The organism is Fulvimonas soli (assembly GCF_003148905.1).
GTDB lineage: Bacteria > Pseudomonadota > Gammaproteobacteria > Xanthomonadales > Rhodanobacteraceae > Fulvimonas > Fulvimonas soli.
Genome location: NZ_QGHC01000004.1, coordinates 50,679 through 77,241, shown reverse-complemented (window position 1 = coordinate 77,241; position 26,563 = coordinate 50,679). Strand labels below are relative to the sequence as shown.

The following is a 26,563-nucleotide window of genomic DNA, read 5'->3' as shown; positions in this document are numbered from 1 at the left end:
AATCCACTAAAAGCACGTTGTGCGAAGCACGCAAAATCACTTCGAGCGCTCCGCGCGAGGGCTTGACCGGGGATGATCCGCTGCGCTCGTCCCTTCGTGGCCACCTGCGCAGGCGTTCTTCGCGCCACGCGCTCGCCGGGCCCTCGCGGGAATGGCGAACGCTGGTACGCCCGGAAGCCGGAACGCCCCTACCGCCGGGCGCGGAAGAACTCGCGCAACATGGCCGAGGATTCCTCGGCGAGCAGTCCGCCCTGCACCTCCACGCGGTGGTTGTGCCGCTCGGAGACCAGCGTGTCGAACACGCTGCCGGCGGCGCCGGTCTTGGGGTCGGCGGCCGCGTACACCACCCGGCCCACGCGCGCGTGCACCAGCGCCATCGCGCACATCGCGCAGGGCTCCAGCGTCACGTACAGCGTGGTGCCCGCAGGCATGCGGTGGTTGGCCAGCTTCTCGCCCGCCGCGCGCAGCGCCATGATCTCGGCATGCGCGCTCGGGTCGCTGAGCGTGATGTTGCGGTTCCAGCCCAGCCCGACGATCTGTCCCTCGTGCACCAGCACCGCGCCCACCGGCACCTCGTCCTCGGCATCGCGCGCATGCGCGGCCAGCTGCAGGGCGCGGCGCATGAAGGCCGCGTCCTGCGCGCTGAACGGAGACTCGTCGACGGTGGCGATTTCTTCAGACATTCAATGGATTGAGCGCAATACTTGCAGTCCGGGGGACAGCCGCCTCACGGATGGAAGGCTGCAACCGGCTGATTTTCATCATTCCCACTCGATCATCAACGAGTCACGCAAGTCCGCGTGATTAAAGGGATTGGCTTTGATCGACATGGGCCTCTACCGTCGCTTTTACCGTCAGAAAAACACGCCCTTTGCTGGCGCGGGTTTACGCGGCATCGGCTCATCATCAATCAGCGTCAATCATACCGAACAGGCGACTGCACTTCAGCCCCGCTCTTCGGGAGCAGCCTGACGTGTTCCATCCTCATACGCCCTCCAGCAACCGGGCAATGGCTTCGGGCGACGGCAACTGATCCTTCAGCTTCTTCGGCAGCGTCTTGGTGATCTCGTAGGTCGCCACGCCGATGGGCTTGCGCGCGTCGCGCAGCGCGTACTCGACGATGGTGCGGGTCTTCTCCTTGCACAGGATGATGCCGATGGACGGGTTCTCGTCCTCCTGCCGCACCTGCGCGTCCAGCGCGGCCAGGTAGAACTGCATCTTGCCGACGAACTCCGGCTCGAACGCGCCGATCTTCAATTCGATGGCGACCAGCGCACGCAAGCGGCGATGGAACAGCAGCAGGTCGATGAAGTATTCCTTGTCTTCAACCTCCAGCCGGTACTGGCTGCCCATGAAGGCAAACATGCCGCCCATCGCCCGCAGGAAGTCCTCGATGCGGGCGATCAGCGCGCGCTCCAGTTCGCGCTCGCTGTGCTGCTCACCCAGTTCGAGGAAGTCGAAGGCATACTCGTCCTTCACCGCCAGCTTGGCTTGCGCGCGCAATGCCGGTGTCAACGCCTGGTCGAAATTGGTCTGGCCGAGCAGCGACTTCTCGTAGCTCTGGTTGTCGATCTGGTGCGCGAGCACGTTCTTCGACCAGCCGAACTTGCGCGTCATGCGCAGGTAGAACTCGCGCTCCTGCGCGTCCTTGCAGCGCGACAGGATCAGCAGGTTGTGCGCCCAGCCGATTTCTCCAACCAGTGGTTGGAGTTTTGGCGCAGCACTGTATTCCTGAAAGAACTGGCGCATGTACCACAGGTTCTGCGTCGAGAACCCGCCCACGCCAGGGAAGGCCACGCGCAAGTCGGCGGAAAGCCGCTCCACCACACTCTTGCCCCAGCCTTCGGTCTGCTGCCGCTCGACGATCATCCGCCCAATGTCCCAATACAGGCCGACCAGTTCCTTGTTGACCGCGCGCAGTGCCGCGTATTGCGCGGACTGGATGCGCGCCTTCACCTCGGCCAGCAAGGCCGGGTAGTCCTTCGCCGTGGCGGCCAGCACCGCGCCGGTCTTTCGCACCGCTGGCGTGCTTGTCTTGCGAGTGGTTTTCTTCTTACTCGTCGCCATCAGCGACCTCCTCGTCGGTACTGCCCTGCTTCATCATCGCCCGGCGCGGCAAGAACACGCGAGAGCGTTGTTCCGCCGCCCGGCCATCTTTACTGTTCAGCGAATCTTGGTCGTCTCCGCAGGCGCCCGCTGCAAGCCGCCGGCTATTTGGGATTGTTTGTCCGGTCGTAGTCAGACTACGACAACGACAATTTATCCAAACGGCTCGGACGCGACCCTCGACGGACCGCCGCCGCTCCATCCCCGGTCTTCCGGCGGCTATCCAGCAGTCTTCGCCCCTCCACCGCCCTTCCTGAACCCCCGATCCCCAGCCATGAACGCCTCCAGCATGTACGGGATCAGCGTCGTCGCATCGACCGCTTCGCCGTAGGTCTGCGCGTGCATGGCCGCATAGCGGTCGAGGTCGGCCTTGAGCGTGGCCGGACACGCGAACGTCAGCTTCACGCTCTCGGTCTTGGGCAGCGGCCCGAGCCGCAGCTTGCGCGCCGTGCTCATCGAGTCCCCCGATTGAAGAACAGCGGCTGGTACGGTCGCAGCACTAAATCGCGGTTGACGATGATGCGTACTGGCAAGCCCGGTCGCTCGGTCAAGGTCGGTTGGATGTTGAGGTTGCGCCGGGTCATCTCCTGGCCGACTTGGTTCACGCTGTCCTGCAAGCTGTCGCGGCCGGCGACGATGACGCGATCGCCGTTGCGGTTCTCTGGCGCGGCCAGTTCGGCGCCGACGCCCAGCAGCGTCGTCAGTGCCGCACCGGCGAAGATGCGATCCCAATGCCAATCGACGCCATCTTCCAAGCCGGCGTAGCCGGCCGGGTCGGTGCCGGCCAGATTGTCGAGCGTGAGCGAAGACGTGTCGGGCAGGATGATCCGGTTCCAGACGACTTGGACGCGGCTCTGCCCGTAGGCGACCTGGCTGTTGTATTTGCCGAAGATGCGCGATCCCTGCGGGATCAGCAGATAGCGGCCCGTCGCGGTGTCGTACACCGGCTCCGTCACCGTGCCGATCACGTCGCCCGGCAAGTCGGACTTGATGCCCGTCACCAGCGCCGCGGCGATCACCGTGCCGGCCATCACCTGATACGGCGAAGCCGGCATTTGCAGGTTGCCGGAATTACGGGTTTCCGTGGTTCCGGCTTTCTGGAACGCCTCCTTCTGGTCTTGCCGGTTCTGCACGGCGGTCGGGTCGGCCGGCTGTGCTGCCGTCGAGGCCGGCCCGGCGGCCTGCGGGTCGAAGCCTGTCAGGCCGGATGCCGGCGCGACCGCAGCGGTCTGCGCCGGTGCAGCCGCAGCGCGCTGGTTGCTGGAACGGAAGAACACCGATGAACCCGCTGCCGCTTCCGCCTCCTTGCGCAGCGCGTCGCGCTCGGCCGCTGCCGCATCCTGGCCGGGCGGCGTGTAGCTGGCCACAACCGGCGGCTGCGACTTGACGATGGCCGGGCCGAGGTCGCCCGGCAGCGGCGGCCCCAGCTCCGGCACCTTCGGCGGCAGCTGGGAGTAGTCGGCGGGAAGCCGGTTGAGTTCTTCGGACTTCGACACGCGATCGACGTTGTAAAGCTCGGTCGCATCGTTGTTGCCGCGCGGGTGCTTCGGCTGCAACGACCACAGGGTTGCGCCCAGCACGGCGACGCCGAGGCCACCCGTCAACAACGCCAGCGTGCGCCGGTTGAGGCGCGTCACCGGGCGCGGCTGCGCGCGCAGCGCCACGTTCTCCGGCGCGACTTTCGGCGCGGCATCGGGAATCGGCACGTCGGGGGTTTCGTCCTGGCTCATGGTCAGTTCCCCCGCGTGCCATCCGTGCGCTCGATGCGCACCACATCGCCCTTGTCGCCGCCGAGGCGCAGTTCGGCCGCGCCGAACAGTCGATCCACGATGTAGTACGGCGAGCGGAAGCGGTAGTTGACGAGCTGCCCGTCACCCTGCGCGCCGATGACGAACAGCGGCGGCAGTTCGCCTTGGGCGATGCCGGGCGGAAACTGGATATAGACCTTCTCGCCGTCGTCGAAGGCGCGCAGCGGCTTCCACGGCGGATTGCTGCCGCTGATCGCGTAGCGGAAGCGGATCTTCTCCAGCGACAGGCCGGCGTCGATCGGCGCGGCAGCTTGCGCCGCCCGATCCTGACGCTGCAAGGCAAGCATCTGGTCCTTCGGATACTCCCACGACACCGACGCCATCCAAGCCTTGTCGGTCGAGGTCAGCTCGATCAGGTAGGTGCGCCGGCTGGTGGTGATGACCAAGTTCGTCTTGAGGCCCGAACGGATCGGCTTCACCAGCACGTTGACGCGCAGCGCGTCGCCGGTGCCGCTGGACGTGTCGCCGACGATCCAGCGCACCGTGTCGCCAGCGGCAACCGTCACCAGCTCCTCGCCGGGCTGGAGCGAAATCACGGTCACGCGCCCCGGTGCCGCATAGACCTGATACAGCGCGCCATCGGTGAAGGGCCAGACCTGGATCGCATTGACGTAGCCCTCGCGCGTCGGCGCGATGCGTGCCTCGGCGTTGGCACGCGACACGCGCACGGTTTCGTCGGCCGGTTCCGGCGCAGGCTTGGCATCGTCCAGCGGTTTCATCTGCGCCGGCATCGGCAGCACCTTCGGCACTTCCACCACTTCGACCGGCTTGGGCGGTTCGGGCTGCGGCTGCGCCTGCACCGGCTCATCGAGCGAGATGCGCGGCGGCGGCTTGCCCTGCGAGGCGCAGCCCGACAGGGCTGCCACGGTCAGCACGAAAGCGTAAAAGCGGAAAGACAGATTCATGGCTTGGCTCCTTCGGACGCATCGAGTTCGCGGCTCCACGACAAACCGTTGACGTAGATGCCCAGCGGGTTCTTGCGCAGTCGCTGCTCGGTGCGCGGGGTTTGCAGGACGATGGAAACCACGGCGTTCCAGCGTTCGGTGCCGGTGGGTGCGCCGTTGGCGAACCGCTGCTCCGTCCAACGCACGTTGAACGACGAATCGCTGGCGCGCGTGACGCTGGTGATCTGCACCGTGACCGATTCCTTGCCGACGCGGGCGAAGGGATCGTTCTTGCTGGCGTAGTCGTTGAGCACGACGGCGCCCTTGTCCGTGGTGTAGTCGTAGGCGTCGAGCCAGTTCTGCCGTACTACGATCGGGTCGATCGAAAGCGAACGAACCAGCGTGATGAAGTGCGCGAGGTGGAAAGCGATCTGTGCATCTGCCGGCCGGTATGGTGTGGCGGCTTCGCCGACCGCGCGCACTTCGCCGGTCTTGTCCACCTCCACCACGTAGGGCGTGACGATGGACTGTGCCGAACGCCACACCAGGCCGCCGGCCATCAGCAGCGCGAGCGCGAGACAGCCGAAGGCCATGAAGCGCCAGTTCTTCGCCTGCACGCGGGCCGAGCCAATGCGCTCGTCCCATGCCTGCGCGGCGGCTTGATACGGAGTGGCCGGCTGCGGCGTGTGGGCGTAGCGCACCTGCGGTCGCTTGAATCGCATGAGTCGTTCTCCTCAAGAATCGCTTCATTCGTCGGATTGGCCCAGGCTTGGGCCTTGTGCCGAGCCGCCGCCGTCCCCGCCGCGCAGCGTGTGCGCGGTGGTGGTCGCCGCGTGGGCGATCTGCTGGCGACGATGCAGGCGCTTAGCCCAGGCGGGTTGCTCTTGGTTGGTGGCGGCCGAGGTGGAGCTGGCGCTGGATGCGCCCGCTTCGGTGGACGCGCCGGCAGTCGCGCCACCTTCGCCACGGAATGCACCGGCCACCCGCTCGCCGAATGCGCGTGCGCCAGCGGCGACTCGCTGCCCGGCGGCCTGCGCGCCCGTCCGCGCGACGTTGCCCACGCCTGCGGCGGCGCCCCTGAAGCCGCCGCCCGCCGCAGCCGAGCCGGCTTGGAACGCCGACCGTGCGCTGCCGGCCGTTGAAGCGGCGGCCCGTGCGCCGCTACCTATCGCACTGGCCGCCGCCGGCGCCATGCGCGCGCCAGCGGCCACGGCACCGCCAACGCCAGTTGCGGCAGCGCCGATAGCGACGGCGGTTCCGGCGGCGCCCAGCGCCGCACCAGCCATCGCGCCCGCGCCGAGCTGCGGCGCACCGGACACCAGGCCCGTGGCGATGCCCGGCCCATAGATGCCGAGCGCGAGCATGGCGAGCGAGGCCAGCATCACGACCAGCGCATGGTCGATGGATGGTTCGCCCGGCGTGGTCTGGAACTCCGCGAACAGGCCGGTGCCGATGCCGACGATGACGGCGAGGACCAGCACCTTGATACCGGACGACACCACGTTGCCGAGCACCTTTTCGGCGAGGAACGCGGTCTTGTTCCAGAGCGCGAACGGCACCAGCACGAAGCCGGCCAGCGTGGTCAGCTTGAACTCGATCAACGTGATGAAAAGCTGCACCGCCAGCACGAAGAAGCAGACGATGACGGTCAGCCACGCGAGGAACATCACGACGATGGGCGTCATGTTGATGAACACTTCGGGGAAGCCGGCCATGTCGCTGATCTGGTCGAGGATCGGCGCGGCGGCGTCGATGCCGGTCTTGGCGAGATGGCCCGGTTGCAGGAATGTCTCCATGCTCACGGCCGAGCCGGTGGCCGTCAGGCCCAGGCCAGCGAACGAGCGGAACACGATGCTCGCCAGCATGTTGAAGTTGCCGATGATGTAGGCGAAGGCGCCGACGTAGAGCACCTTGCGAATGAGCTTCGCCAACACGTCTTCGCCCTGGCCGGTGGCGTGGCCCAGCGCCCAATACAGGCCGGCGAGCGTCATGTCGATCGCCACCAGCGTTGCGGTCAGGAATCCGACTTCGCCGCGCAGCAGGCCGAAGCCGGAGTCGATGTAGGCGGAAAAGACGTTGAGGAAATGGTCGATGATCGAAACGTCGTTCATGGCCGTTTCTCCAGCGGCGCGTCGGGGCCGTCGAAGCTGGCCGGGATCGGCGGCAGATCGGCGAGCGTCTGGTATTCGTCGGGCTGGGTTTGCCCGGAGAGGAAGCGGCGCAGGTCGGCTTGCGCGACCTGCGCACAAAACGCGCCGTCATGCTCGCCACGGCGGCACTGCGCGCGCAGCGCGTGCAGCCGCGTCGGATCGGTGGCCAGCGCATCGACCGACAGCGCCTGCGGCCGGTCGCAGCCGGCCAGCAGGCACGCGAAGGCGAACAGGACGGGCGCGCGTTGCATGGTCGTTCCCGTCAGTTGCCGTAGAAGTTCACGGTCTGCGGCGTGTATGGCGTGCCGGTGCCGAGGAAGCGTCGCGTCACCTCGCGGCCACGTTCGACGGCAGCGGCTTGCCGCGCCAGTTCCAGCGACACCGCGCGCCCCTGCGTGAGCTGAAGCTGCTGGGCCTGGATCGACTGTTTGGCCTGCAAGGCGAGAAGCTGATTGGTCGCCTGCTGCGCCTGCAAGGCACCAGTGGCCGACTGGCTCTGGTTCACGAGGTCGGTCAGCACGTCTTCGTCTTCGGTCAGGTTTTGCGACACCTGAGCCTGCATCTGCATCGCGGTCTGCAAGCCGGTCAGCGTGTTGCGCCACCGCTGCTGCGCGTCCTGGTACATCTGGTTGCCGCTGATGGTCGCGGCGTACTGATCCGGGTACAGGCGCGCGAACTCGGCGTTCATGCTCTGCACCTCGAACGCCAGCCCTTGCGCCTGCGCGATCAGACGTTCGGTCGTCGCCAGCGTCGAGCGCAGCCGGTTGACGACGTTGAACGGCAGGCTGGCGAGATTGCGCGCCTGGTTCGTCAGCATCTGCGCTTCGTTCTGGAGCTGGTTGATCTGGTTTTCGATCATTTCCATCGTGCGGATTGCGGTCAGCGTGTTCTGCACGAGGTTGGTCGGGTCGATCACGGTGATGGCCGCCGCCGGCTGCGAAAGCAGCAGTGAGCCGGACAGCACAGCGGCGAGCGCCGCGGAAAGGACGCGGGTTTTCATGGCGAAGTCTCCTGGGGTTGGCGAGCGAGGAAGGACGCCGCGGACGGCAGCAGATCGGCCGCCCAATCGAGGCCGCGATGGCGCAGCCATGCGCCGGCGAAGCCGGGAGCGCCGGCCTGCGTCAGCACGCGGTCAATGTCGCGTTGGTCTTGCGCGGTGGATGCGCCGGCGAAGGCGAGCGCGGCCGGCCCCAGGTCGAGGTCGAACAGGCGATTGCCGAGGCGCGATTGGTAGTAGTAATCGCGCTTGGGCTGCGCGGTGGCGACGATTTCGATTTGCCGGCTGTTGAGGCCGAAGCCCTCGTAGATCGTGCAAATCTGCGGCTCGGTGGCCTGCGGGTTAGGCAAGAAAATCCTGCTCGCGCAGCTTTCGATGATCGCGGGCGCGATGGTCGAATCCTTGATGTCGGCCAGCGACTGCGTGGCGAAGATGACGCTGACGTTCTTTTTCATGAGCGTCTTGAGCCATTGCCGGATGCGGGCCGCGAAGGACGGTTCATCGAGGAACAGCCACGCCTCATCGAGAATCAGCAGCGTGGGCGCTCCGTCGAAACGCTCGTCGAAGCGGGCGAACAGGTAGCGCAGCACCGCTTGCACGGCGGCGGGGCTGTGCATCAGTTCTTCCATCTCAAAGCCCTGCACGTCGCCGCTGCCCAGCCGGTCGTGATCGGCGTCCAGCAGCTTGCCGTGCGCGCCGCCGAGCACATACGGCGACAGCGCCTGCCGCAGCGCGTTCGATTGCAACAGCACGGAAAGCCCGGTCATCGTGCGCTGTTCCTGCGGCGCACCCGCGAGGCTGCCCAGCGCCGACCAGATGGCCGCTTTCTCGTCCGGGCCAACGGTCACGCCCTCATGCAGCAGCCGGCCTTCCACCCATTCGGCGGCCCAGGAGCGGTAGCCCTCATGGTCGATGCGGGCGAGCGGCTGGAACGCGATGCCGCCATCCGCGCCTAGGTCGTAGTGCTCGCCGCCCAGGCCCAGGATGGTGGCGTGCATCGAGCGGCCCATGTCGAAGGCGAAGATCCGCGAGCCGAAGTAGCGGCGGAACTGCAAGGCCAGCGTCGCCAGCAGCACGGACTTACCCATGCCCGTAGGGCCGGCGACCAGCGTATGCCCCACGTCGCCGATGTGCGTCACCAGCCGGAACGGCGTCGCGCCATCGGTGCGGGTGACGATCAGCGGTGGGCCGTCGAGGTGGTCGTTCTTCTCCGGCCCGGCCCACACCGCCGACAGCGGCATCATGTGCGCCAGGTTCAGCGTCGAGACGATGGGCTGGCGCACGTTCGCGTAGGCGTTGCCGGGAATCGAGGACAGCCACGCATCCACCGCATTGAGGGTTTCGGGGATCGTCACGAAGCCGCGCCCCTGGATGACGCGCTCCACCATGCGCAGCTTTTCGTCGGCCACGGCGGCGTCCGCATCCATGACGGTGACGGTGGCCGTCAGGTAGCCGAAGGCGACTTGATCGCTGCCTAGCTCCTGCAAGGCCGCGTCTGCATCGGCGGCCTTGTTGCTGGCGTCGGTATCGACCAGCGGGCTTTCCTGCTGGAAGATCGTTTCGCGCAGCAGCGCCACCACGTTCTTGCGCTTGGCGAACCACTGGCGGCGCAGGCGGCCGAGTTCCTTTTCCGCATCGGCTTTGTCCATGCAGATAAAGCGCGTGCTCCAGCGATAGCCAAAGCCCAGGCGGTTGAGGTCGTCCAGCAAGCCCGGCCAGGTCGAGGTCGGAAAGCCCCGCACCGACACCACGCGCAGGTGCTGGTCGCCCAGCGTGGGCGCGAGGCCGCCGGCCAAGGCGGAATCGGCCAGCAGCGCGTCGATGTGGAACGGTACTTCTGGCACGCCCACGCGGTAGCGCCGCGTCGAGACGGTCGCGTGCAGGTAGGTCAGCGTCTCGGCATCATCGAGCCAGGCGATTTCCGGCATCACGCCGTCGAGCAAATCGAATACGCGATCGGTTTCCGCCACGAAGGCATCGAGCCGGCCGCGCCAGTCCACGCCGTCGCCGGGCGAGTTCTCGTAGAGCAGCTTGGCGGCGCGGGCGCGGGATTCCTCGGGCGGCAGGAACGCCACCGTCAGGTGATAGCCGCTCTCGAAGTGGTTGCCCGATTCCTCGAAGGCGGCGCGGCGTTCCTCGTCCACCAGCCACGACAGCGGTTCGGGAAAATCGGAGTGCGGGTAATCCGCCGCCGGCCGGCGCTCGGCCTCGATGAACAGCGCCCAGCCCGATCCCAGGCGGCGCAGCGCGTTGTTGGGCCGCGCCGATGCGGCGATCAGCTCGCTTTGCGTGGCGCTGTCCAAGTCGGGGCCGCGAAAGCGGGCCGTGCGCTGGAAACTGCCGTCCTTGTTCAAGACGACGCCCGGCGCGATCAGCCCGGCCCAGGGCAGCCAATCGGCGAGCAAGGCCGGGCGCTGGCGGTATTCGGCAAGGTTCAGCATCGCGGCATCCCCCTACACGTCCAGCAGCGGCTTGTGCTTGATGTGCCGGGCGAAGACCTGCATGAACTGCGGATCGACGCGCGCGCCCCACACGGCGAGCGAGTGGCCGACGATCCAGAGCACCACGCCGGGAATCCACAGTTGCAGACCCAGGCCCACGGCGGCGGCGAGCGTGCCGTTCGCAATGGCGACGGTACGCGGCGCACCGCCCATGAGGATCGGTTCGGTCAGCGAGCGGTGCAGCGGCACCTCGAAGCCCGGCAGGTCGTTGGCGGTGCTCATACGACCGCCCCGCCGGAGAAGCTGAAGAACGACAGGAAGAACGAGGACGCCGCGAAGGCGATGCTCAACCCGAACACGATCTGGATGAGCTTGCGGAAGCCGCCGCTGGTGTCGCCGAAGGCGAGCGCGAGGCCCGTGGCGATGATGATGATGACGGCGACGATGCGCGCGACTGGCCCCTGGATCGAATCCAGAATCGACTGCAACGGGCCTTCCCACGGCATCGACGAACCGGCCGCCTTCGCCGTGCCTGCCGTCATCAGCATGACGGCGGCCAGCAGCAGGCCGTGGTGCGCCGGGCCGGCCAGGCGACGCAGGCGTGCGAAGCACGAAGCCGGATTTGCGGAAAAACGGAAAGCATGGGTGTGCATCTGCGTCATGGCAGTTCTCCAGGGTGGTCAGGGGATGGGAAAGACAGCGGCAGTTCGGGAAGCGGTGGCTCCAGCGCATCCGCCAGGCGATAGCCCGCGCCGTCATAGCCAGTGACGCGGGCGATGCTCTCGATGCGGCGCTTGCGGCCACGGCCGGCGATGAACACGACGACGTTCACCGCCTCGGCGATCAGGGCGCGCGGCGGGTTCACCGCGACTTCGAGAATCAACTGCTCCAGGCGCAGCAGCGCGCCCAAGGCGGAGCCGGCGTGGATGGTGGCGATGCCGCCGGGATGGCCGGTGCCCCACACCTTCACCAAGTCCAGGGCTTCACCGCCGCGCACTTCGCCGACGATCACGCGGTCGGGGCGCAGGCGCATGGTGGCGCGCACCAGCTCGGTCATCGACACGACGCCAGCGCGCGTGCGCAGCGGAACGTGGTCACGCGCTGCGCATTGCAGTTCGATGGTGTCTTCGAGCACCAGCACGCGGTCGCCGGTGGCGGCGATTTCCGCGAGCAAGGCATTGGCGAGCGTGGTCTTGCCGGTGCTGGTGCCGCCCGCGATGAGGATGTTCTGCCGCTCGCGCACGGCACGGCGCAGGAACTCGGCTTGCGGCGCGGACAGGATTCCGTCGGCGACGTAGCGATCCAGGCCGATGATGCTCACGGCCCGTTTGCGCAGGGCGAAGGCCGGCCCCGGCGCCGCTGGCGGCAAGATGCCCTCGAAGCGTTCGCCCGTCTCCGGCAGTTCGGCGGTCAAGAGCGGCTGGCCGCGATGCACCTCTGCGCCGACGTGCGCAGCGACCAGGCGGATGATGCGTTCGCCGTCTTCCTCGGATAGCTCCATGCCCAGCGGTGCGCGACCGGACGACAGCCGATCCACCCATAGGGTGTGGTCGGGGTTGAGCATGATTTCCACCACGTCGGGGTCTTCGAGCGCGGCGGCGATGACCGGCCCCATTGCTGTGCGCAACATGCGGATGCGCCGGTCGAGCGACGTGCTGGCGAAGGACTGCGGTTGCGCACTCATGAGGCACGCTCCTGGGCTTCGGCCAGCGCCGCCGCATCGTCCAGCTGGGCGGTGTCGGGGTTCAGTTCCTCCACCACGTCGCGCACCAGGCTGCGCCCGCGCATCAGGTGGCGGCCGAGCTGTTCGACGAACTGCTCAAAGCGCGCCTTGCCCTGTGCGCGGGCGGCTTCCTGATGGGCTTCGGGAACCGGCGTGCTGACCGTCAGGAAGTAGCGGACGAACAGCGCCAGCGTTTCGATTTCGATGTTCTGGTCGCGCTCCAGCCGCTCGAACTGGCGCGTCAGCCGGTCGAGGCGCTTGGCGATGGCGGCCTCGCGCTGGTCGCCCGCGTCGGGCGACAGCCACGACGCCAGCGCCGCCGCGACGATGGACGACTTGGACACGCCTTTCTTGGCGGCCAGTTCGTCGAGGCGCTTGGCGTGCTCGTGCGGAATGAACAGGTTGAGGCGGTACTGGCTCATAGCTCGATCCCGTCGTGTTGGTCGAGGGACGCCAGCCGGGCTGTGCGTTGCATGGCCGGGTCGAGCTGGCGAGGAAGCGGCAACGGCAGGTCGTCGTCGTCATCAAGCAGCGCCAGGTCGGTGCCGGCGGTCTGCGGTTCGGGGCTGTATTCGGCGACCTCGGATAGCTCCGGTTGCCGGCGTGGGCCGCCGTCGTCGGCGGTGCCGGTGTCGTCGCCCGTGAGGCCAGTGGCAGGCGCGGCCGGAACGGCGGGAATGGCCAGCCCGCTCCAGTCGTCGGGCCGTAGCGGCGGCGCATCGGCGTAGCGCCGGGTGGCGAGCGCAGGCGGCGGCAACACGCGGCGCTTGAAATTGGCGTCGGCGTAGTAGCGCAGCTTTTTCGCCTTGATCGGCGCGACGCTGGACACCATCACCACGGCCTCGTCGGGCGGAAGCTGCATCACTTCGCCCGGCGTCAGCAGCGGGCGCGCGGTTTCCTGGCGCGACACCATCAGGTGTCCGAGCCACGGGGCGAGCCGGTGGCCGGCGTAGTTACGCTGCGCGCGTAGCTCTGTGGCGGTGCCGAGCGTTTCGGAGATGCGTTTGGCGGTGCGTTCGTCGTTGGTGGCGAACGTCACCCGCACATGGCAGTTGTCGAGGATGGAATGGTTCTGCCCATACGCCTTGTCGATCTGGTTGAGCGACTGCGAAATCAGGAAGGCACGCAAGCCATAGCCGGCCATGAAGGCAAGCGCAGACTCAAAGAAATCCAGGCGCCCCAGCGCCGGGAATTCGTCCAGCATCAACAACAGCTTGTGGCGGCGCGCGATGCCGTCGCTGCCGTCGAGTGATTCGGTCAGGCGTCGGCCGATCTGGTTGAGAATCAAGCGCACCAGCGGCTTCGTGCGGCTGATGTCGGACGGCGGCACGACGAGGTACAGCGAGACGGGATGCTCGGACGCAATTAGGTCGGCGATGCGCCAGTCGCAACGAGAAGTGACTTCGGCCACCGTGGGGTCGCGGTACAGGCCGAGGAACGACATGGCCGTGGACAGCACGCCCGATCGCTCGTTGTCCGACTTGTTGAGCACTTCGCGCGCTGCGGATGCGACGACGGGATGCGGAGCATCGCCCAAGTGCCGCGTTGTCATCATCCGGTGCAGCGTCAGCTCGAACGGGCACGCGGGATCGGACAGGAAGTTGGCGGCCGCGCAGCGTCTTGTCCTCGCCCGCGTAGAACACATGCAGGATGGCGCCGACCAACAGTGCGTGACTGGTCTTTTCCCAATGGTTGCGGCGTTCGAGCGCGCCTTCGGGATCGACCAGAATGTCCGCGATATTCTGCACGTCGCGTACTTCATGCGCGCCGCGTCGGACTTCGAGCAGCGGGTTGTACGCGGCCGATTTCGCATCGGTCGGGTTGAACAGCAGGCAATGCGAGAAGCGCGAGCGCCAGCCCGCAGTGATGCTCCAGTTCTCGCCCTTGATGTCGTGGATGACGGCGGACGCGGGCCAGCTCAACAGCGTCGGCACCACGAGGCCGACACCTTTGCCGGAGCGCGTCAGCGCGAAGGTCAGGACGTGTTCCGGGCCTTCATGGCGCAGGTACTGACCGCGATGCAGGCCGAGGAACACGCCCGCAGGCTTGTCGAGTCCGGCCTTGTGAATGTCGGCGGCTTCGGCCCAGCGTGCCGAGCCGTAGGTCGTAACGAGCTTCGATTGCCGCGAGCGCCACACCGACATGGCGATGGCGACCAGCGCGGCAACCAGGCCCCCGCTGCCCGCGATGGCACCGCCTATGCTGAAAATGTGCGGCGCATAGCCATCGAACAGGAACCACCACTCGAACAGTCGCCATGGGTGATAGACCGGCGTATCGAGAAAGTAGAACCACGGCGAGCCAAGGCGTAGCTGATAGCCCAGGGCAGCGGCTGTCCATTGTGTGGCAGTCCACACGCCGGCGAGCGCGATGCCGAACACGACGGCAATCTGCCCGAACAGCACGCCTTGACCTTGCATCCCGGCCTCCGCTTTTTCTCGCGCGACACGCGGCACAAAGGCGCGCCTCAGTTGCGAGGATTGGCGTCAGGTCGAGGGCCGGTCAAAGACCGTTATCGGCAGAAACGTCGTGGAAAAAGGCGCCACCGGCCCCTTTGCGAACGTCACGTTTACCACGCTGGCAGAAGCAAGCCCGGACAATGCCCGGACGTCGGCCTAGAACCGGTACGACACGTTGAGACTGCCCTGCTGTGCGCGGGCGCCACCCGTGTTGAAGAGTGTGTCGTAGCTGAAGGTGACGTCGAGGTTCTTTGCCGCGTGCAGCGTCACTCCGACGCCCGCGGTCAAGTAGCCGCGCGGCAGGCTCGTCCCCGGCGCCGTGAACTGCGTGCCGTCCTGTGACATCACCCCCAGGCTCCGGCTGGCGTCGAGCAGTTCGCGCGCGTACCCCACGCGCAACTGCGCGTTGGCCGGATGCGCGGCATCGCCGAACGCCTGGTCGAGCGCGACCCCCACATAGGGTTGCAGGCTGTTGACCGTATCCGAACCCACCTTCAGGTTCTGGCCGCCCGCGCCGTGCTCGCCGAAGCCGTCGGCGTGGAACCAGGCGTAGCGCAGGCCCAGCTTCGGCGTCAGCGTGGTGTTCGCGCCCAGGGCCAGCGGCAGGCTGGCCTGCGCGCCCAGGGTGAACTCCTGCCCGGCGTGATCGTCCTCGGCCATGCCGAACTGGCCGAAAGAACGTTTCTGCGAAAGGGAAACCAGCCCCACCCCGGCGGTCGCGCCCAGCGTTACCGGGCCGGCGTCGCGCCGGCCATAGAGCATCGCCCGCACCGTATCGAGCGTGCCTGTATCGCCGGTGTCGTGCTCGGACAGCGCGGCATGGTCGTAGCCGAAGGCGATGCCCGCGGCGTCCGGATCCGAGGAGAAGTCCCGGCCGGCCAGGAAGCCGTAACGCTGCGCTTGGAAGCCCGGCGCGGCGGCGCGACCGGCCACCTCGGTGACGTTGCCGGTCAGGGTCGCCCAAGCCGCGCTGCCCGAAGCGTTCGCGTCCGCAGCCGCGCCGCCGGCCGACCCCGCGCGATCGAGCAGCGCGGCGTTGGTGGCCTGCGCGCCGAGGACGGCGGCGGTGCCCATTGCGGTGTAGATGCTGGTCTGGGTGGGCGCGACGACGACGGAAGCGTTCGAGCCAGTCAGCGACAAATCGACCGTGTTGTCCGTATAGCCCAGCCCAGGCGACAGGCCGCCCAGATTGGCCGTGCCGATATGGTTGACCGTGTCGAAAGCGCCCGTGATGCCCTGGGAGGCCGAGACCAGGGTGTAGGACCGGGGCGAATACGTGCCGGGAGCGTAGGTCACGTTCAGCGTGCCGGCCAGGCTGGCGCTGCCGCCGACCTTGAGTTGCGATGCCGCAGTGGGGCTGACCTCGATGTTCAGCGCGGCGTTGCCGGTTTGCTTATAGTTGCCTTTCACGCTCAGCGTGCCGATGGACCCGCCCGGGGCGACGATGCCGTTGTTGGCAACGTCGCCCAGGATGCTGCCATGGCCGCGCAGGGTGCCCGCGTCATCGACCGTGACGTTGCTGCCCAGAACCGCCGAGGGCGTATTGATATCGCCCACTTCCAGCGTGCCGCCCGACACCGTGGTCGTGCCGCTGAAGGCCGAGCTGTCACCGTTGAGGGTCAGCAGGCCGCTGCCTTGCTTGACGAACTGGCCCGTGCCCGTGAACGTGCCGCTGAAGATGCCACTGGCGTTGGTCAGAGTAAGCGACTGGCTGCCCAGGTTCACCGTGCCGGAACCGGCCAGGTTCTTGATGGACGCTCCCGACGTAGTCCCTGAAATGTCGAGCACGCCGTTGTCGAGCACGCCGCTGGACGCGGCAACGCTACCCGCGCCGGAGAGCGCCAGCGTGCCCGCCGCGATCGTCGTCGTGCCGGTGTAGGTGTTGGCGCCGGTCAGCACCAGCGTGCCGTCGCCGGCCTTGGTCATCGCGCCGGCGCCGGCTATGGCGCTGCCGATGGCGAGCGTGGTGCCGGACAGCGTATCGAAGGCGCCGCCGTTCGTGCCCAGCGTCACCGCGCGCGCGGTCGTCATGTCCGCCGTGGTCCGCAGCGTGCCGCCGTCCAGCCCCAGCCCGCCCGCCGCGGCGCCCAGGTTGGCGTCGCTCGCCACCTGCACCACGCCGCCGTCGATCTGCGTGCCGCCCGTGTAGGTGTTCGCCCCGTTCAGGACCAGAGTGCCGAAATCGGTCTTTTCCAGCGTCGTCGCGCCGGCCAGCACGCTGTTGATCGTGGCCGTGTACGCGGCGCCGTCCGAGGCGCCATCGCCCACGCGGATGACCGACACGCCGGGAGCCGCCGTCGATCCGACCAGCGTGATCGCATCGCCTTGCACCACATAGCCGTCGCTGGCGAACTGCATGCCCGAGGCGCCGACCGCGCCCAGCGAGCCATCCACCGTCACCGTGCCCGGCGCCGCCGAGAAGACGGCGTAGGCATTGCTGGCCCAGGGTGCGTTGAGCGTGCCGTCGACCGTGGTCCAGTTGTCGTTGCCCGCGCTGTTCTGCCACACGCCATCGCCGCCGGCGATCGCGCCGTCGTTCTTGCCGCCCGCCGCGCCGTCCCAATAGTTGAGCGTCAGGCCGGCGGTATTGACCAGGTTCACCTGATTGACCACCGAGGTCTGCACGAAGAAGCTGCCGGCGGGCACCGTGCCCAGCGCCAGCCCGTTGTTGGTCAGCGAGCCCGCATAGTTGATGACGCGATAGATGCCGGGGTCGAGGCTGCCGCCCGTGCTGGTCGCCACGTTCAGCGTGCCGCCCAGGGTGAGGTTGCCCTGCACGTCGGTCAGGTCGTTGAGCGGGCCGCCCACCACGTTCGCCTGGCCGAAGCTGTAGGCCAGACTCGCGCCGTTGTCCAGGGACAGGTCGCCCTTGATCGTGAGCGTGCCCGGCGCCGGGCCCGTATCGCCCGGCGTCAGCGTGCCGCCGCCGGCGATGGCCACGCTGCCGCCGATCGTGCCGATGCCGCCCAGGGCCGCGCCGCCGGCCACGCTGGTCGCCCCGGTCGCCGCGCTCTGGTCGCCGTCGATGTAGAGCGTGCCGCCCGATACGGTGGTGGCGCCGGCATAGCTGTTGGCGCCCGTCAGCACCGTCGCCGACCCGGCCGGTCCCGACTGCGTGACCGAACCCGTGCCGGACACCACGCCGTTCATGGTCAGCGTACCGGCGCGGTCGAAGACCAGCGCGCCGTTGTCGACGACGTTGCCGACGATGCTGCCGCTGGCGCCGCCGCTGCCCAGTTGCAGCGTGCCCGCGCTGATCGTGGTGCCGCCCGTGTAGCTGTTGTCGGCGGTCAGGATGGTCGTGCCGCTACCGGCCTGCACCAGGACTCCCGTGCCCGACACCGTGCCGTCGACAGTCAGGGCGTCGCTGCGGTCGAAGGCCAGCACGCCGTTGTCCACCACATTGCCGACGATGCTGCCGCTGGCGCCGCCATCGCCGATCTGCAGCGTGCCGGCGTTGACCGTGGTGCCGCCGGCATAGCTGTTGGCACCCGTCAGCACCAGCGTGCCGTCGCCCCGCTTGATGAGGCCGCCGTTGCCCGACATGACGCCGGACTGCGTGAGCAGCGTGCCGCTGTCCACGTCGAACGTGCCATCGGCGAGCAGCGTGGTGGCGCGGTTCATGGTGAAGCTGCCGGTCGTGCGCAGCGCGCCGCCGCTGAAGGTCAGCGTGCCGGCGGCGTGGCCGAGGCTGGTGTTGCTGGCGACCTGAAGCGTACCGGCGGCCATCGTGGTGCCGCCGCTGTAGCTGTTGGCCTGCGTCAGCGTCAGCGTGCCGTCGCCCAGCTTGGTCACGCTGCCCGTGCCGCTGATGGAACTGTCGAAGCTCACCGCATCGCTGCGGTTGAAGGCCAGCTCGCCGTTGTCCGTCACGGGGCCGTTGATCATGCCCGACGTGCCGCCGTCGCCAAGCTGCAGGGTGCCGCCGCTGATGACCGTGACGAAGGGCTGGCTGGTCCCACTGTCGCCGGTGAGGGTGAGCGTACCCGCCCCCTCCTTGGTGAAGCCGCCCGGCAGCGGCTTCGTCGTCAGCATGCTGCCGCTCAAGGTGACGTCATGACCGTTGGTGTCGATGATGTCGTCGTCGGCGCTGAAGCCTCCCCACGCCAGGTCGTTCGCCAGCGTGAAGTCGCCGAGGAAGCGCAGGGTGGCGCTGTCGCCGCCCGATCCCAGCACGATCTGGCCGGAGCCGAGGGCGTTGGCATTGCCGACTTGCAGGACGCCGGCGTTGATGTTCGTGCCGCCGGTGTAGGTATTCGCACCCGCGAGGGTGAGCGTACCGTCGCCGGTCTTGGTCAGGCCGCCGTCGCCGGCGATCGCGCCATGGGCCGTCAGGTCGGCGTCGGTCTGCAGCGTGCCGCCGCCGGCGCCCAGCGCGATGTCGCGCGCGCTGGTGAAGGCCGCGGTGTTTTGCAGTGTGCCGCCGTCGAGCGTCAGACCGCCGCTGGCATCGCCCAGGTTGGCGTCGGACGACACGGAAAGCGTGCCGCCCGCCACCGTCGTGCCGCCGGTGTAGGTATTCGCGCCGCCGAGCACCAGCGTGCCCGCGCCGCTCTTGGTCAGGCCATTGGTACCGGCAATCGGCGCGTCGATAGCGGCGGTGGTGCCGGCGTTGAGCACTTCCACCGTCGCGGCGCCGGTGAGCTCCAGCTTGCCGCTGCCGGCGGCCGAAAGCCGGTAGCCGTCCGTGAGGAACGACAGCGCCGGCGCGCTGGCGGTGTAGCCGTCGGCGATCGTCACCGTGCCGGCCGTGCCGGCGAAGATGGCGGCCAGGTCGCCGCTCCAGGCGCTGTTGGCGCTGCCGGCGCCGTTGGTCCAGTTGCTGGTGCTACCATCCCAAGCGCCGCTGCCGCCCGCGCCTTGGGCCACGCCGGACGGCGTGGTGTTCGCGCCGTCCCAATACTGCGCCGTGGCCGCGGTCACGCCGAGCTTGACCTGGTGGGCGGTCGCCGTGTCGAGCTGGTAGTCGTAGGCTACCGGCATGACGCCGAAGTCCAGGCCGTTGTCGGTGAGCGTGCCGCCGTAGCTGAACAGTTGGTACTCGCCCGCACCGTAGCCGGACAGCGCGCTGACGTTGAGCTTGCCGTCCAGCGTAAGGTTGCCGCCCACGTTCACCAGATCGCTGTCCACGCCGGCCGTGCCGGCGGAATTGCCCAGCTCGAATTGCAGCAGCGAGCCGCTGTTCAGCGTCAGGTTACCGGCGATGGTGGTGGTGCCGGGCGAATTGCCCGGGGCCAAGGTGCCGCCGTCCTGCACGGTGACGCTGCCGCCGATGCCGCCGTGGCCGCCCAGCAGGCCGCCGGCGTTCACCGTCACGTCGCCGCCGAAGCTGGCGCTGCTGTGCGCGGCGTCGCTGCCGACGATCAGGGCTCCGTTCACCGTGGCGTTGCTGCTCGTGCTGCTGCCGTCGACGACGAGCGTACCGGCGGTGACCAGGGTGTCGCCGGTGTAGGTGCTGGCGCCCGTGAGCAGGGTCGTGCCGGTGCCGCGCTGGTTGACGGCCAGCGCGCCGGTGAGCGGCGCGGCCAGGGTCAGACTGTCGGTCTGGTTGAAGTTGACGATGCCGCCGCTGGCAACCTGGCCGGTGATGGGGGCGCCGCTGTAGCTGCCCGCCGTGGTGGGGTTGGCGAGGTCGGGGCTGCCGAAGTTGATGGTGCTACCGTTCCACAACCGCACGCCAGTCCCGGAGCCCGTCATGAGCGTGCCGCCATCCTCCAGCGTGAGGCTTCCATTGAACAGATTGACATCAAGGATGCTGCTGGTGGTTGTCAGGGTGGAGCCCGGGCCGGTAACGATGATTCGGCCGGAAGAAGACAGATCGGCGCGACCGCCCGTGATTCCAAGCGTATCGATGACGCCCCCGTTCTTGACGACCAGAGCGGCATCGTTGTTGATCCCGACATCTATGCTTTCGGCGTTCGTGAGATTGCCGCCGTCCACCACCAAGGCGCCGCCGTCCACTGATGTGGAAGTGACGGGAGAGGCCGAATTGCTGCCGTAATCGGCCGTGCCGGTGAGCGTCAGTGTGCCGGCGCCCAGCTTGGCGAGGCCGCCCGCGCCGCCGATCGTGCCGGAGAGCGTCAGGTCGGCGTCGGTCTGGAAGATGCCCGCGGTGCCGCTGCCCAGGGTGATGTCGCGCGCGCTGGTGAAGGCCGCGGTGTTTTCCAGCGTGCCGCCGGCGAGCGTGAGGCCGCCCGAGGCCGCGCCCAGGTTGGCGTCGGCCGACACGGCCAGCGTGCCGCCGCTGATGGTGGTGCTGCCGGCGTAGGTGTTGGCGCCGGAGAGCGTGAAGGTGCCCGTGCCGGTCTTGACCAGGCCGCCGGCGCCACTGATGACGCCGGAGAAGGTGGTGCTGGTGTCGTCGCCGCCCGTGGTGAGCAGGGTCGCGCCGTTGCCGCCGAGGGTGACGCCGCCCGCGCCCGCGAGCGAGCCGATGCTCTGGCTGTTGTCGTTCAGGTCGAGCGTCGCGCCCGCGTTTACCGTGATGGCGCTGTCGTCGCCCAGGACGTTGGACGCGATCGCCCGCAGCGTGCCGGCCTGGACCGTCCACGGCGTCGCCTGCGTGGTCGCGCCGCTCAGCGCCCAGGTGGAGGCGCCGGTTTTCTCGAAGACGCCGAAGCCGGAATATTGCGTGCCGATCTGCGAGACGTCGAAGACGGCGTCCGCGTCGCCGCCCAGGCGCAGCGTGTCGGCGCTGCTGTAGGCGAGGACATTGCCGGTGATCGTGGAGCCGGCCCGCAGTTCCAGCGTGTTCACGCCACCGGTGAAGTCGATGGCGTCGGCCCGCGTCGCGCCGTCGCCGGACAGGCCGCCGCTGATCGTGCCGCTGTTGATGACGGTCAGATCCGCGCCGGTGATGCCGACGCCGCCGACGCCGTTCGGGCTGCCGGCATAGGCAGCCCCGCCGTTGCCGCCCTGCACCGTGCCGGTGATGACGGCCGTGCCGCCCGACTGGGCGAACACCAGCCCGGCGCCGCCGTTGCCGCCGCTGCCGCTGGCGCCGGCGCCGAGCCCACCGCCGCCTTTGCCGCCATCGCCGCCCGATACCGTGCCGGCGATGGTGACGCTAGCGTCCGGTTGGGCAAGATACAGCCCGACGCCGCCGCTGCCGCCGTCGCCGCCGTAGCGGTTGGGGCTGTCACCGCCCGCGCCGCCATCGCCGCCCCGGACGGTGAGGCTGCCGGCCAGCGTACCGAGATCGCCGCCGGCGTCCATCACCACTCCGTAGCCGCCCGCGCCACCGCCGCCGCCATCGCCGCCGGAGCCGAAGCCGCCTTGGCCACCGCCGCTACCCGCAGTGGCGGCGGTGATGTCCGAAAGCGTGCCGGCCAGCACCGCGCCATGCGCGCCGCCCGCGCCACCGTTGCCGGCGCCGGAGGCCGAGTCGCCCTGGCCGCCCGCGCCGCCGGTGATGCCTGCGCCGCCGCCGCCGCCGCCCTGCGTGCTGCCCGGAACAGCATCGCCGCCCGCGCCGCCCGGCCCCAGCGGATTGTCCACCCCGCCCGCGCCGCCCAGGCCGGTATTCCTGTGGTTGCTTCCGCCGCCGCCATCGGCCAAGGCGGGTCCGGCGGCCAGCGCCAGCGCCAGCGCCGCGCCCGCCAGGGCGGCGCTTCGCCCCGCCTTGCCCCGCGCCCGGGCGGTTTCGGAAACGACCTGCCACAACCCGAGGCTGCGGTTGAATACGATGCGGTAGATACGGTTCATGCGTCCCCCTGGATGCGCTCGATGGGCTTGTGCGTTGCGCAGCAAGCCCTCAGCCAGAGACGCTTCACGCCCGCCACGCGGCAGGCCCATGGACAGTGATACGGGCAGCCGGCTCCTCAGCCCCTCCACTTTAGGAATCCGGGTTGGCGCGAAAAAGTCGCCGCGAACGGCGACATCGGCTAGCGGCCCAGCCAGAGCGACATCAACTGCGCGCCGTCGGAGACGCCGTACTTCCTGAAGATGCGCCGCGCGTACTCACGGGTGGTGTGCGGGCTGTGGCCCAGGACCGTGGCGATCTGCTTCTGGGTCTGCCCTTGCAGCAGGCCGCGCAGCACCTGCCGCTCGGCGGGAGACAGCGGCGCCGAGGCCACGCCCACGCCTTCGGCCAGCATCTGCTGGCGATGGAACCACCTGAGCCCGCGTAGGGCGGCGCCGGCGGCATCGCGCTCGGCGTCGGTGAAGGGCGGCCGGCCGGGCTCGCGGAAGATGCCGACGTAAAGTTCCGCGTCCTGGTTGATGGGGATGCCGGCCCACAGGGCGTCGGCACGGTTCATGCCCAGGTAGTAGTCGCGGTAGTAGTCGCCCTGGAACCAGGCGGGGCCGACCAGCTCGGCCAGGCGGTGGATGCGGAAGCGCCCGGAGTCGGCGACTTGGCGCAGCACGGTCTCATCGACCCGACCGCGCTCCACGCCGCGCTGCTGCTCGCGCGCCTTGCCCACCAGGATCCGGTCCGGATGCAGGAAATGGATGACGCGCGCGCGCCAGCCGCGCACCGGGTCGCCGGGGCCGACGTCGTCCATGCGCACGGCGCCGGTCCAGTTGGCGTTCTGCGCGCCGACCAGGGCACACAGGCCGGTGAGAAGATGGTTGCGCGCGTCCTGCGCCCGGGCCGCGCCGAAATCGGCCAGTTCGTCCCATAGGGCATAGATGGCGCTTTGCGCGGCGGGATCGGTCATCGTGCGTCGTTCGATCAAAGGCAGGATGGCATAAACCTATCAATTATAACCGGTTGATACATTTGGCCGAACGCGAAATCCTCCCCCGGCCCGACGGTTTCAGGAGACGCCGCGCCGTCGCCCGACGTGCCACGACACCCCGTTGCCGTGCATCGTGGCCGCCAATTGCTGCCCCAACCGCGGCTCGACCACCGGCTTCCACGGCACCAGCGAGAAGCCCATGCCGTCGTCGAGCATGGCGTAGCGCCCGCTGGCGAGCATGACGGAGCGCCGGTAGATGCCGGCCACGCGCTGCCCGTCGGCTACGGGGCGATGCTCCAATCCAGTTTCGGCCGCAATGTCTTTTGCAGTCTGCGCCAGCTCGCGCCCGCGCAGCGTCGCCAGCAGGTTGCGCGCAAGGACGACGCGCTGCCCACGATGCTCGGCCAAGCCCTGTTCGGCCAGGAAGTCGGCGCGCTGGCGTAGCGCGTCCTTGACCTCGGCCCCAAAGCCCAGGTGGCCCAGCCCCTTCCCGCCGCCGATCAACTGCTGGTCGAGCCAGGTGGCGCCGATCACGCGGGCCTGCCGCTCAATCGGCAGGTGCGATTTGAGATCCACCGCCACGCCGCCGCCAAGGCGCTGCGCGTCGTACTGACGGCCTCGCTCGGCTAGGTCGTCGGGAATGCGCCAAACCCCTTCGGCTTCGCGCTCCACGATGCCGGCTCGGCGCAGGGCTTCAAGCCGGCGGACATGGGCGGCGACCACTTCGCGCGGATCGCGGTCGGGCGTGGCCTGACCTTGGGCGACGGCCAGGTGATGATCAGTGCGGTACACGCCATCGACGGACAGTGCGGCGATGTTCCGATCAGCGGCGCGCACGTCGGCCGCGCCTTTCACCTCCACCACGGCGCCGGTCGGGTACTGCTCCAGCTCCGACCGCGGCGGCAGTGCGACGTAGTGGGCTTTGCCGTCCGTGCCATCGACGATCAGATAGCCCTTGTCGTACAGCTCATCGGCCAGTCCTTTGCCGGCGACGCGACCGATGACGGCGCGACCGTCCGCGCCCAGCGGGAACACGGCCAGCTCGCGTGACTTGCCGCTCATCGCCCGCTGCATGGTGCGGATGATGTCGCCGCGCTCGCCCATCGCCCGCAGGGTCGGCTCGGCCTCGGCGTGGACGGCCCACGCGCCGGGCTGCTGCTCGGTCGCCAGGCCCATGCGCTGCAAGCGTTGCAGGCGACCGATCAACGCTTGCCGCTGCCGTTGCAGCCGGGGTTCGGCGAAGCGTTCGACGCGCACCAGGCCGTCGTCGCCGGCCTCGCGTTGCAAGCTGCGATCCAGCCCCGTCCATCGCTCCTGTTCCACCTCGCGCAGCATGGCGCGCTGCATCTCCAGCTCGGTGCGCGGCCCCAGCCACTCGGTCGCCAGCTCCGACGCCCGCTGACGCATCCCCTCGGCGATGTAGTCGCGGGAAATGATGAGGTCTTTGCCGGTGTCGTCCTTGCCGCGCAGGACGACGTGTGTGTGCGGGTGGCGCTGCGACCGTGCAAGCCGCCGCGCAAGAGGTTTTCCTGCGTGCGGTTGAACACGCTCCACAGGTCGCGGCGGTCGTCGTCGAGACGGCGCGGCGCGAGCACCTGCGTTTCGGTGATGGGCGCGGGCTTGTTCGGGTCGTCGTACTTCAACGCCAGCGCGGCACGCGCGAACACTTCGGCCTCGCCGCTGTCCAGCGTGACGGCCTGCATGGCATCGCGGGATTCCTGCGCCCGGTCGAAGCCGTGCAGGACTTCGTAGGCGCCTTCGATGACCTGCGCGGCCACGTCGCCTTTGTGGGGCACGCGCACGTCGGCCACGGTATCGCCGCACACCAGTCCGTTCTTGCAAACGAACCGGAACATGCCGGCAAGCATCTGATAGCTGCTCGTCCCGTCATGGGAGTTCAGCAGGATGATTTCGTTGGCCTCGCGGCCGTTGATCTGGCTGGCGTGGCGCAGCCGGATCATGTGCTTGGTGTAGTCGCGGCGGTCGTCCTGCCGCACGCGGGTCTGCGTCACCATGAAAGGCTCGAAGCCTTCGCTGCGAAGCTCGCGCAGCACGGTGGCGGTGGGGATATAGCTGTACCGTTCCGAGCGGCTTTCGTGCGGGGCATCCGCGAAGATGGACGGGGCTACGGCGCGAATCTGGTCATCCGACAAGGGATGTTCCGAGCGCAGCACCGGGGAGCGGGATGCGAAGCGGGAAGCAAGTTGCATGGTCGTTCTCCTGACAAGGGTTGCTGTCGAAAACCCCCACCGGATTCCTAGATTCGGAGCCCGCCTTTCGGCTTCTCCGGTGGGGTCGGCGCGGAGACCTGGGCCGGCCTCGTTGCCACCGTCTTTCCTGAGTTCATCGCCCGCGACGGTCAGGAGCGCGCGGACGGGGGCCGTCAAGGAGGCAAGCGCAGGGTTGGTGCGGCCCGCAGGCGCAGCCGAGGACACGGCCCTGCGCGCCTTGACGGCACACGGCCGCGGGCTACAGTCGCGGACAAGGTGATGAAGTCAGGAAAGGCGGATCGACAGGCAACGGCCGCTGCGTTGGCGCAGACACCACGCAAGCGAAGCGCGCAGGCGCGGATCTCGGAGCCGGGCCGAAGGCCGCGCCGCGCCGGCGCAGCCGGAGCGGCGGACTTGCAGGGGCGCCAAGCGCAGCGCAGCGCGGCGGGGATAGCCCGCAGGGCTTTCCCCTGGAGTGCAAGCGGCAGCGCGTAGCGCCGCAGGCGTGAAGGCATCGGCAGCGGACGCGGCAAAAAGGGGGCCGAAGCCCCCTTCGTTCAAAGCAGGCCGCGTTCGGCAAAGGATGCCGTGGTGTCGCCGGCGACGATGACGTGATCGAGCACGCGCACGTCCACCAGGTCCAGTGCCTGCTTGAGCCGTGCAGTCAGCGCGCGGTCTGCCGCGCTTGGCTCGGGGCTTCCGCTCGGATGGTTGTGCGAGAGGATCAGTGCCGCCGCGTTGCACCGCAGAGCTTCCTTGACCACCTCGCGCGGATGAACCGAAGCGCCGTCGATCGTGCCGCGGAACATTTCCAGGTAGTCGATCAAGCGATGACGCGAATCGAGGAACAGCACCGCGAAGACTTCATGGTCGAAGCCGGCGAGCTTCGTGCGCAGGTACGTCTTCACCGTCGCCGGCGAATCGAACAGCGTGCCGCGCTGCATCTTCTGGTCGATGACCTGGCGCGCGGCTTCAAGGATGTCGTCGGCCGACGCCGGCAGATAGCGCCCGTGCGCATCGCGTACCAGCAATGCGGACTCGAACGAGGAAAAGGACAGTTGCGACATGATCGTGCTCCGGTTGACGGGCGGAATTGCCCGGAAC

The 26,563-nt window shown here is 68.4% G+C and carries 18 protein-coding genes and 2 pseudogenes; all 20 read right to left on the bottom strand.

The genetic code is table 11. The features are described 5' to 3' along the window. Positions 1-188 precede the first annotated feature (188 nt). Positions 189-683, bottom strand: coding sequence for a tRNA adenosine(34) deaminase TadA (tadA, locus tag C7456_RS06015; RefSeq protein WP_109722848.1), 495 nt, complete (start codon positions 681-683; stop codon positions 189-191). A gap of 301 nt (positions 684-984) precedes the next feature. After that, positions 985-2,067, bottom strand: coding sequence for a PDDEXK nuclease domain-containing protein (locus tag C7456_RS06010; RefSeq protein WP_105762823.1), 1,083 nt, complete (start codon positions 2,065-2,067; stop codon positions 985-987). A gap of 258 nt (positions 2,068-2,325) precedes the next feature. Further along, positions 2,326-2,562 (bottom strand): DUF2274 domain-containing protein, encoded by a 237-nt coding sequence (locus C7456_RS06005; RefSeq protein WP_105762822.1) that lies wholly within the window; start codon positions 2,560-2,562, stop codon positions 2,326-2,328. After that, on the bottom strand, positions 2,559-3,836 hold the full coding sequence (locus C7456_RS06000) for a TraB/TrbI/VirB10 family type IV secretion system protein (protein WP_105762821.1): 1,278 nt from the start codon (positions 3,834-3,836) through the stop codon (positions 2,559-2,561). The genes C7456_RS06005 and C7456_RS06000 overlap by 4 nt, the downstream gene beginning before the upstream one ends. Before the next feature lie 2 nt (positions 3,837-3,838). Beyond that, positions 3,839-4,819, bottom strand: coding sequence for a P-type conjugative transfer protein TrbG (trbG, locus tag C7456_RS05995; protein WP_105762820.1), 981 nt, complete (start codon positions 4,817-4,819; stop codon positions 3,839-3,841). Continuing rightward, positions 4,816-5,520 carry a conjugal transfer protein TrbF gene (trbF, locus tag C7456_RS05990; protein ID WP_105762819.1) on the bottom strand — a complete coding sequence of 235 codons (705 nt, stop codon included), beginning with the start codon at positions 5,518-5,520 and terminating at the stop codon, positions 4,816-4,818. Before trbF ends, trbG begins: the two co-directional genes overlap by 4 nt. Positions 5,521-5,544: 24 nt before the next feature. Further along, entirely contained in the window at positions 5,545-6,909 is a 1,365-nt protein-coding gene (trbL, locus tag C7456_RS05985; protein WP_105762818.1) for a P-type conjugative transfer protein TrbL, read from the bottom strand. Further along, positions 6,906-7,199, bottom strand: a complete 294-nt coding sequence (locus tag C7456_RS05980) for an EexN family lipoprotein (protein WP_105762817.1) — start codon at positions 7,197-7,199, stop codon at positions 6,906-6,908. The genes trbL and C7456_RS05980 overlap by 4 nt, the downstream gene beginning before the upstream one ends. 11 nt (positions 7,200-7,210) lie before the next feature. Then, positions 7,211-7,948 (bottom strand): P-type conjugative transfer protein TrbJ, encoded by a 738-nt coding sequence (trbJ, locus tag C7456_RS05975; protein WP_109722847.1) that lies wholly within the window; start codon positions 7,946-7,948, stop codon positions 7,211-7,213. Continuing rightward, a complete protein-coding gene (gene trbE / locus C7456_RS05970) occupies positions 7,945-10,386 on the bottom strand; it encodes a conjugal transfer protein TrbE (protein WP_105762815.1) in 2,442 nt (813 codons plus the stop codon). Before trbE ends, trbJ begins: the two co-directional genes overlap by 4 nt. 12 nt (positions 10,387-10,398) lie before the next feature. Next, positions 10,399-10,668, bottom strand: coding sequence for a VirB3 family type IV secretion system protein (locus C7456_RS05965; protein ID WP_032956449.1), 270 nt, complete (start codon positions 10,666-10,668; stop codon positions 10,399-10,401). Then, on the bottom strand, positions 10,665-11,048 hold the full coding sequence (locus C7456_RS05960; RefSeq protein WP_058179376.1) for a TrbC/VirB2 family type IV secretion system protein: 384 nt from the start codon (positions 11,046-11,048) through the stop codon (positions 10,665-10,667). The genes C7456_RS05965 and C7456_RS05960 overlap by 4 nt, the downstream gene beginning before the upstream one ends. Beyond that, a complete protein-coding gene (trbB, locus tag C7456_RS05955; RefSeq protein ID WP_425454624.1) occupies positions 11,045-12,016 on the bottom strand; it encodes a P-type conjugative transfer ATPase TrbB in 972 nt (323 codons plus the stop codon). Before trbB ends, C7456_RS05960 begins: the two co-directional genes overlap by 4 nt. 50 nt (positions 12,017-12,066) lie before the next feature. Next, entirely contained in the window at positions 12,067-12,531 is a 465-nt protein-coding gene (locus C7456_RS05950; protein WP_105762814.1) for a ribbon-helix-helix protein, CopG family, read from the bottom strand. Further along, positions 12,528-14,529: pseudogene (locus tag C7456_RS05945) on the bottom strand (conjugal transfer protein TraG). Before C7456_RS05945 ends, C7456_RS05950 begins: the two are co-directional and overlap by 4 nt. 195 nt (positions 14,530-14,724) lie before the next feature. Continuing rightward, positions 14,725-22,272 (bottom strand): autotransporter-associated beta strand repeat-containing protein, encoded by a 7,548-nt coding sequence (locus C7456_RS05940; protein ID WP_170120184.1) that lies wholly within the window; start codon positions 22,270-22,272, stop codon positions 14,725-14,727. A gap of 179 nt (positions 22,273-22,451) precedes the next feature. After that, positions 22,452-23,228 (bottom strand): helix-turn-helix transcriptional regulator, encoded by a 777-nt coding sequence (locus C7456_RS05935; RefSeq protein WP_105762811.1) that lies wholly within the window; start codon positions 23,226-23,228, stop codon positions 22,452-22,454. 99 nt (positions 23,229-23,327) lie between these two features. Further along, positions 23,328-24,584 carry a DUF3363 domain-containing protein gene (locus C7456_RS17175; protein ID WP_170120181.1) on the bottom strand — a complete coding sequence of 419 codons (1,257 nt, stop codon included), beginning with the start codon at positions 24,582-24,584 and terminating at the stop codon, positions 23,328-23,330. A gap of 155 nt (positions 24,585-24,739) precedes the next feature. Continuing rightward, positions 24,740-25,459: pseudogene (locus C7456_RS05930) on the bottom strand (DUF932 domain-containing protein); the annotation flags it as partial. A 557-nt stretch (positions 25,460-26,016) separates the two neighbouring features. Then, complete coding sequence (radC, locus tag C7456_RS05925) at positions 26,017-26,526, bottom strand: RadC family protein (protein WP_105762810.1); 510 nt, start codon at positions 26,524-26,526, stop codon at positions 26,017-26,019. Positions 26,527-26,563 lie beyond the last annotated feature (37 nt).

Excerpts from the sequence above, each read along its gene's own strand:
- trbJ (WP_109722847.1), bottom strand. The coding sequence starts at position 7,948 with ATGAAAACCCGCGTCCTTTCCGCGGCGCTCGCCGCTGTGCTGTCCGGC.
- C7456_RS17175 (WP_170120181.1), bottom strand. The coding sequence starts at position 24,584 with ATGCTGCGCGAGGTGGAACAGGAGCGATGGACGGGGCTGGATCGCAGC.
- trbF (WP_105762819.1), bottom strand. The coding sequence starts at position 5,520 with ATGCGATTCAAGCGACCGCAGGTGCGCTACGCCCACACGCCGCAGCCG.
- C7456_RS05935 (WP_105762811.1), bottom strand. The coding sequence starts at position 23,228 with ATGACCGATCCCGCCGCGCAAAGCGCCATCTATGCCCTATGGGACGAA.
- C7456_RS05950 (WP_105762814.1), bottom strand. The coding sequence starts at position 12,531 with ATGAGCCAGTACCGCCTCAACCTGTTCATTCCGCACGAGCACGCCAAG.
- C7456_RS06000 (WP_105762821.1), bottom strand. The coding sequence starts at position 3,836 with ATGAGCCAGGACGAAACCCCCGACGTGCCGATTCCCGATGCCGCGCCG.
- tadA (WP_109722848.1), bottom strand. The coding sequence starts at position 683 with ATGTCTGAAGAAATCGCCACCGTCGACGAGTCTCCGTTCAGCGCGCAG.
- C7456_RS05960 (WP_058179376.1), bottom strand. The coding sequence starts at position 11,048 with ATGACGCAGATGCACACCCATGCTTTCCGTTTTTCCGCAAATCCGGCT.
- C7456_RS05965 (WP_032956449.1), bottom strand. The coding sequence starts at position 10,668 with ATGAGCACCGCCAACGACCTGCCGGGCTTCGAGGTGCCGCTGCACCGC.
- C7456_RS05980 (WP_105762817.1), bottom strand. The coding sequence starts at position 7,199 with ATGCAACGCGCGCCCGTCCTGTTCGCCTTCGCGTGCCTGCTGGCCGGC.
- trbE (WP_105762815.1), bottom strand. The coding sequence starts at position 10,386 with ATGCTGAACCTTGCCGAATACCGCCAGCGCCCGGCCTTGCTCGCCGAT.
- C7456_RS05940 (WP_170120184.1), bottom strand. The coding sequence starts at position 22,272 with ATGAACCGTATCTACCGCATCGTATTCAACCGCAGCCTCGGGTTGTGG.
- trbL (WP_105762818.1), bottom strand. The coding sequence starts at position 6,909 with ATGAACGACGTTTCGATCATCGACCATTTCCTCAACGTCTTTTCCGCC.
- trbB (WP_425454624.1), bottom strand. The coding sequence starts at position 12,016 with ATGTTGCGCACAGCAATGGGGCCGGTCATCGCCGCCGCGCTCGAAGAC.
- C7456_RS06010 (WP_105762823.1), bottom strand. The coding sequence starts at position 2,067 with ATGGCGACGAGTAAGAAGAAAACCACTCGCAAGACAAGCACGCCAGCG.
- trbG (WP_105762820.1), bottom strand. The coding sequence starts at position 4,819 with ATGAATCTGTCTTTCCGCTTTTACGCTTTCGTGCTGACCGTGGCAGCC.
- C7456_RS06005 (WP_105762822.1), bottom strand. The coding sequence starts at position 2,562 with ATGAGCACGGCGCGCAAGCTGCGGCTCGGGCCGCTGCCCAAGACCGAG.
- radC (WP_105762810.1), bottom strand. The coding sequence starts at position 26,526 with ATGTCGCAACTGTCCTTTTCCTCGTTCGAGTCCGCATTGCTGGTACGC.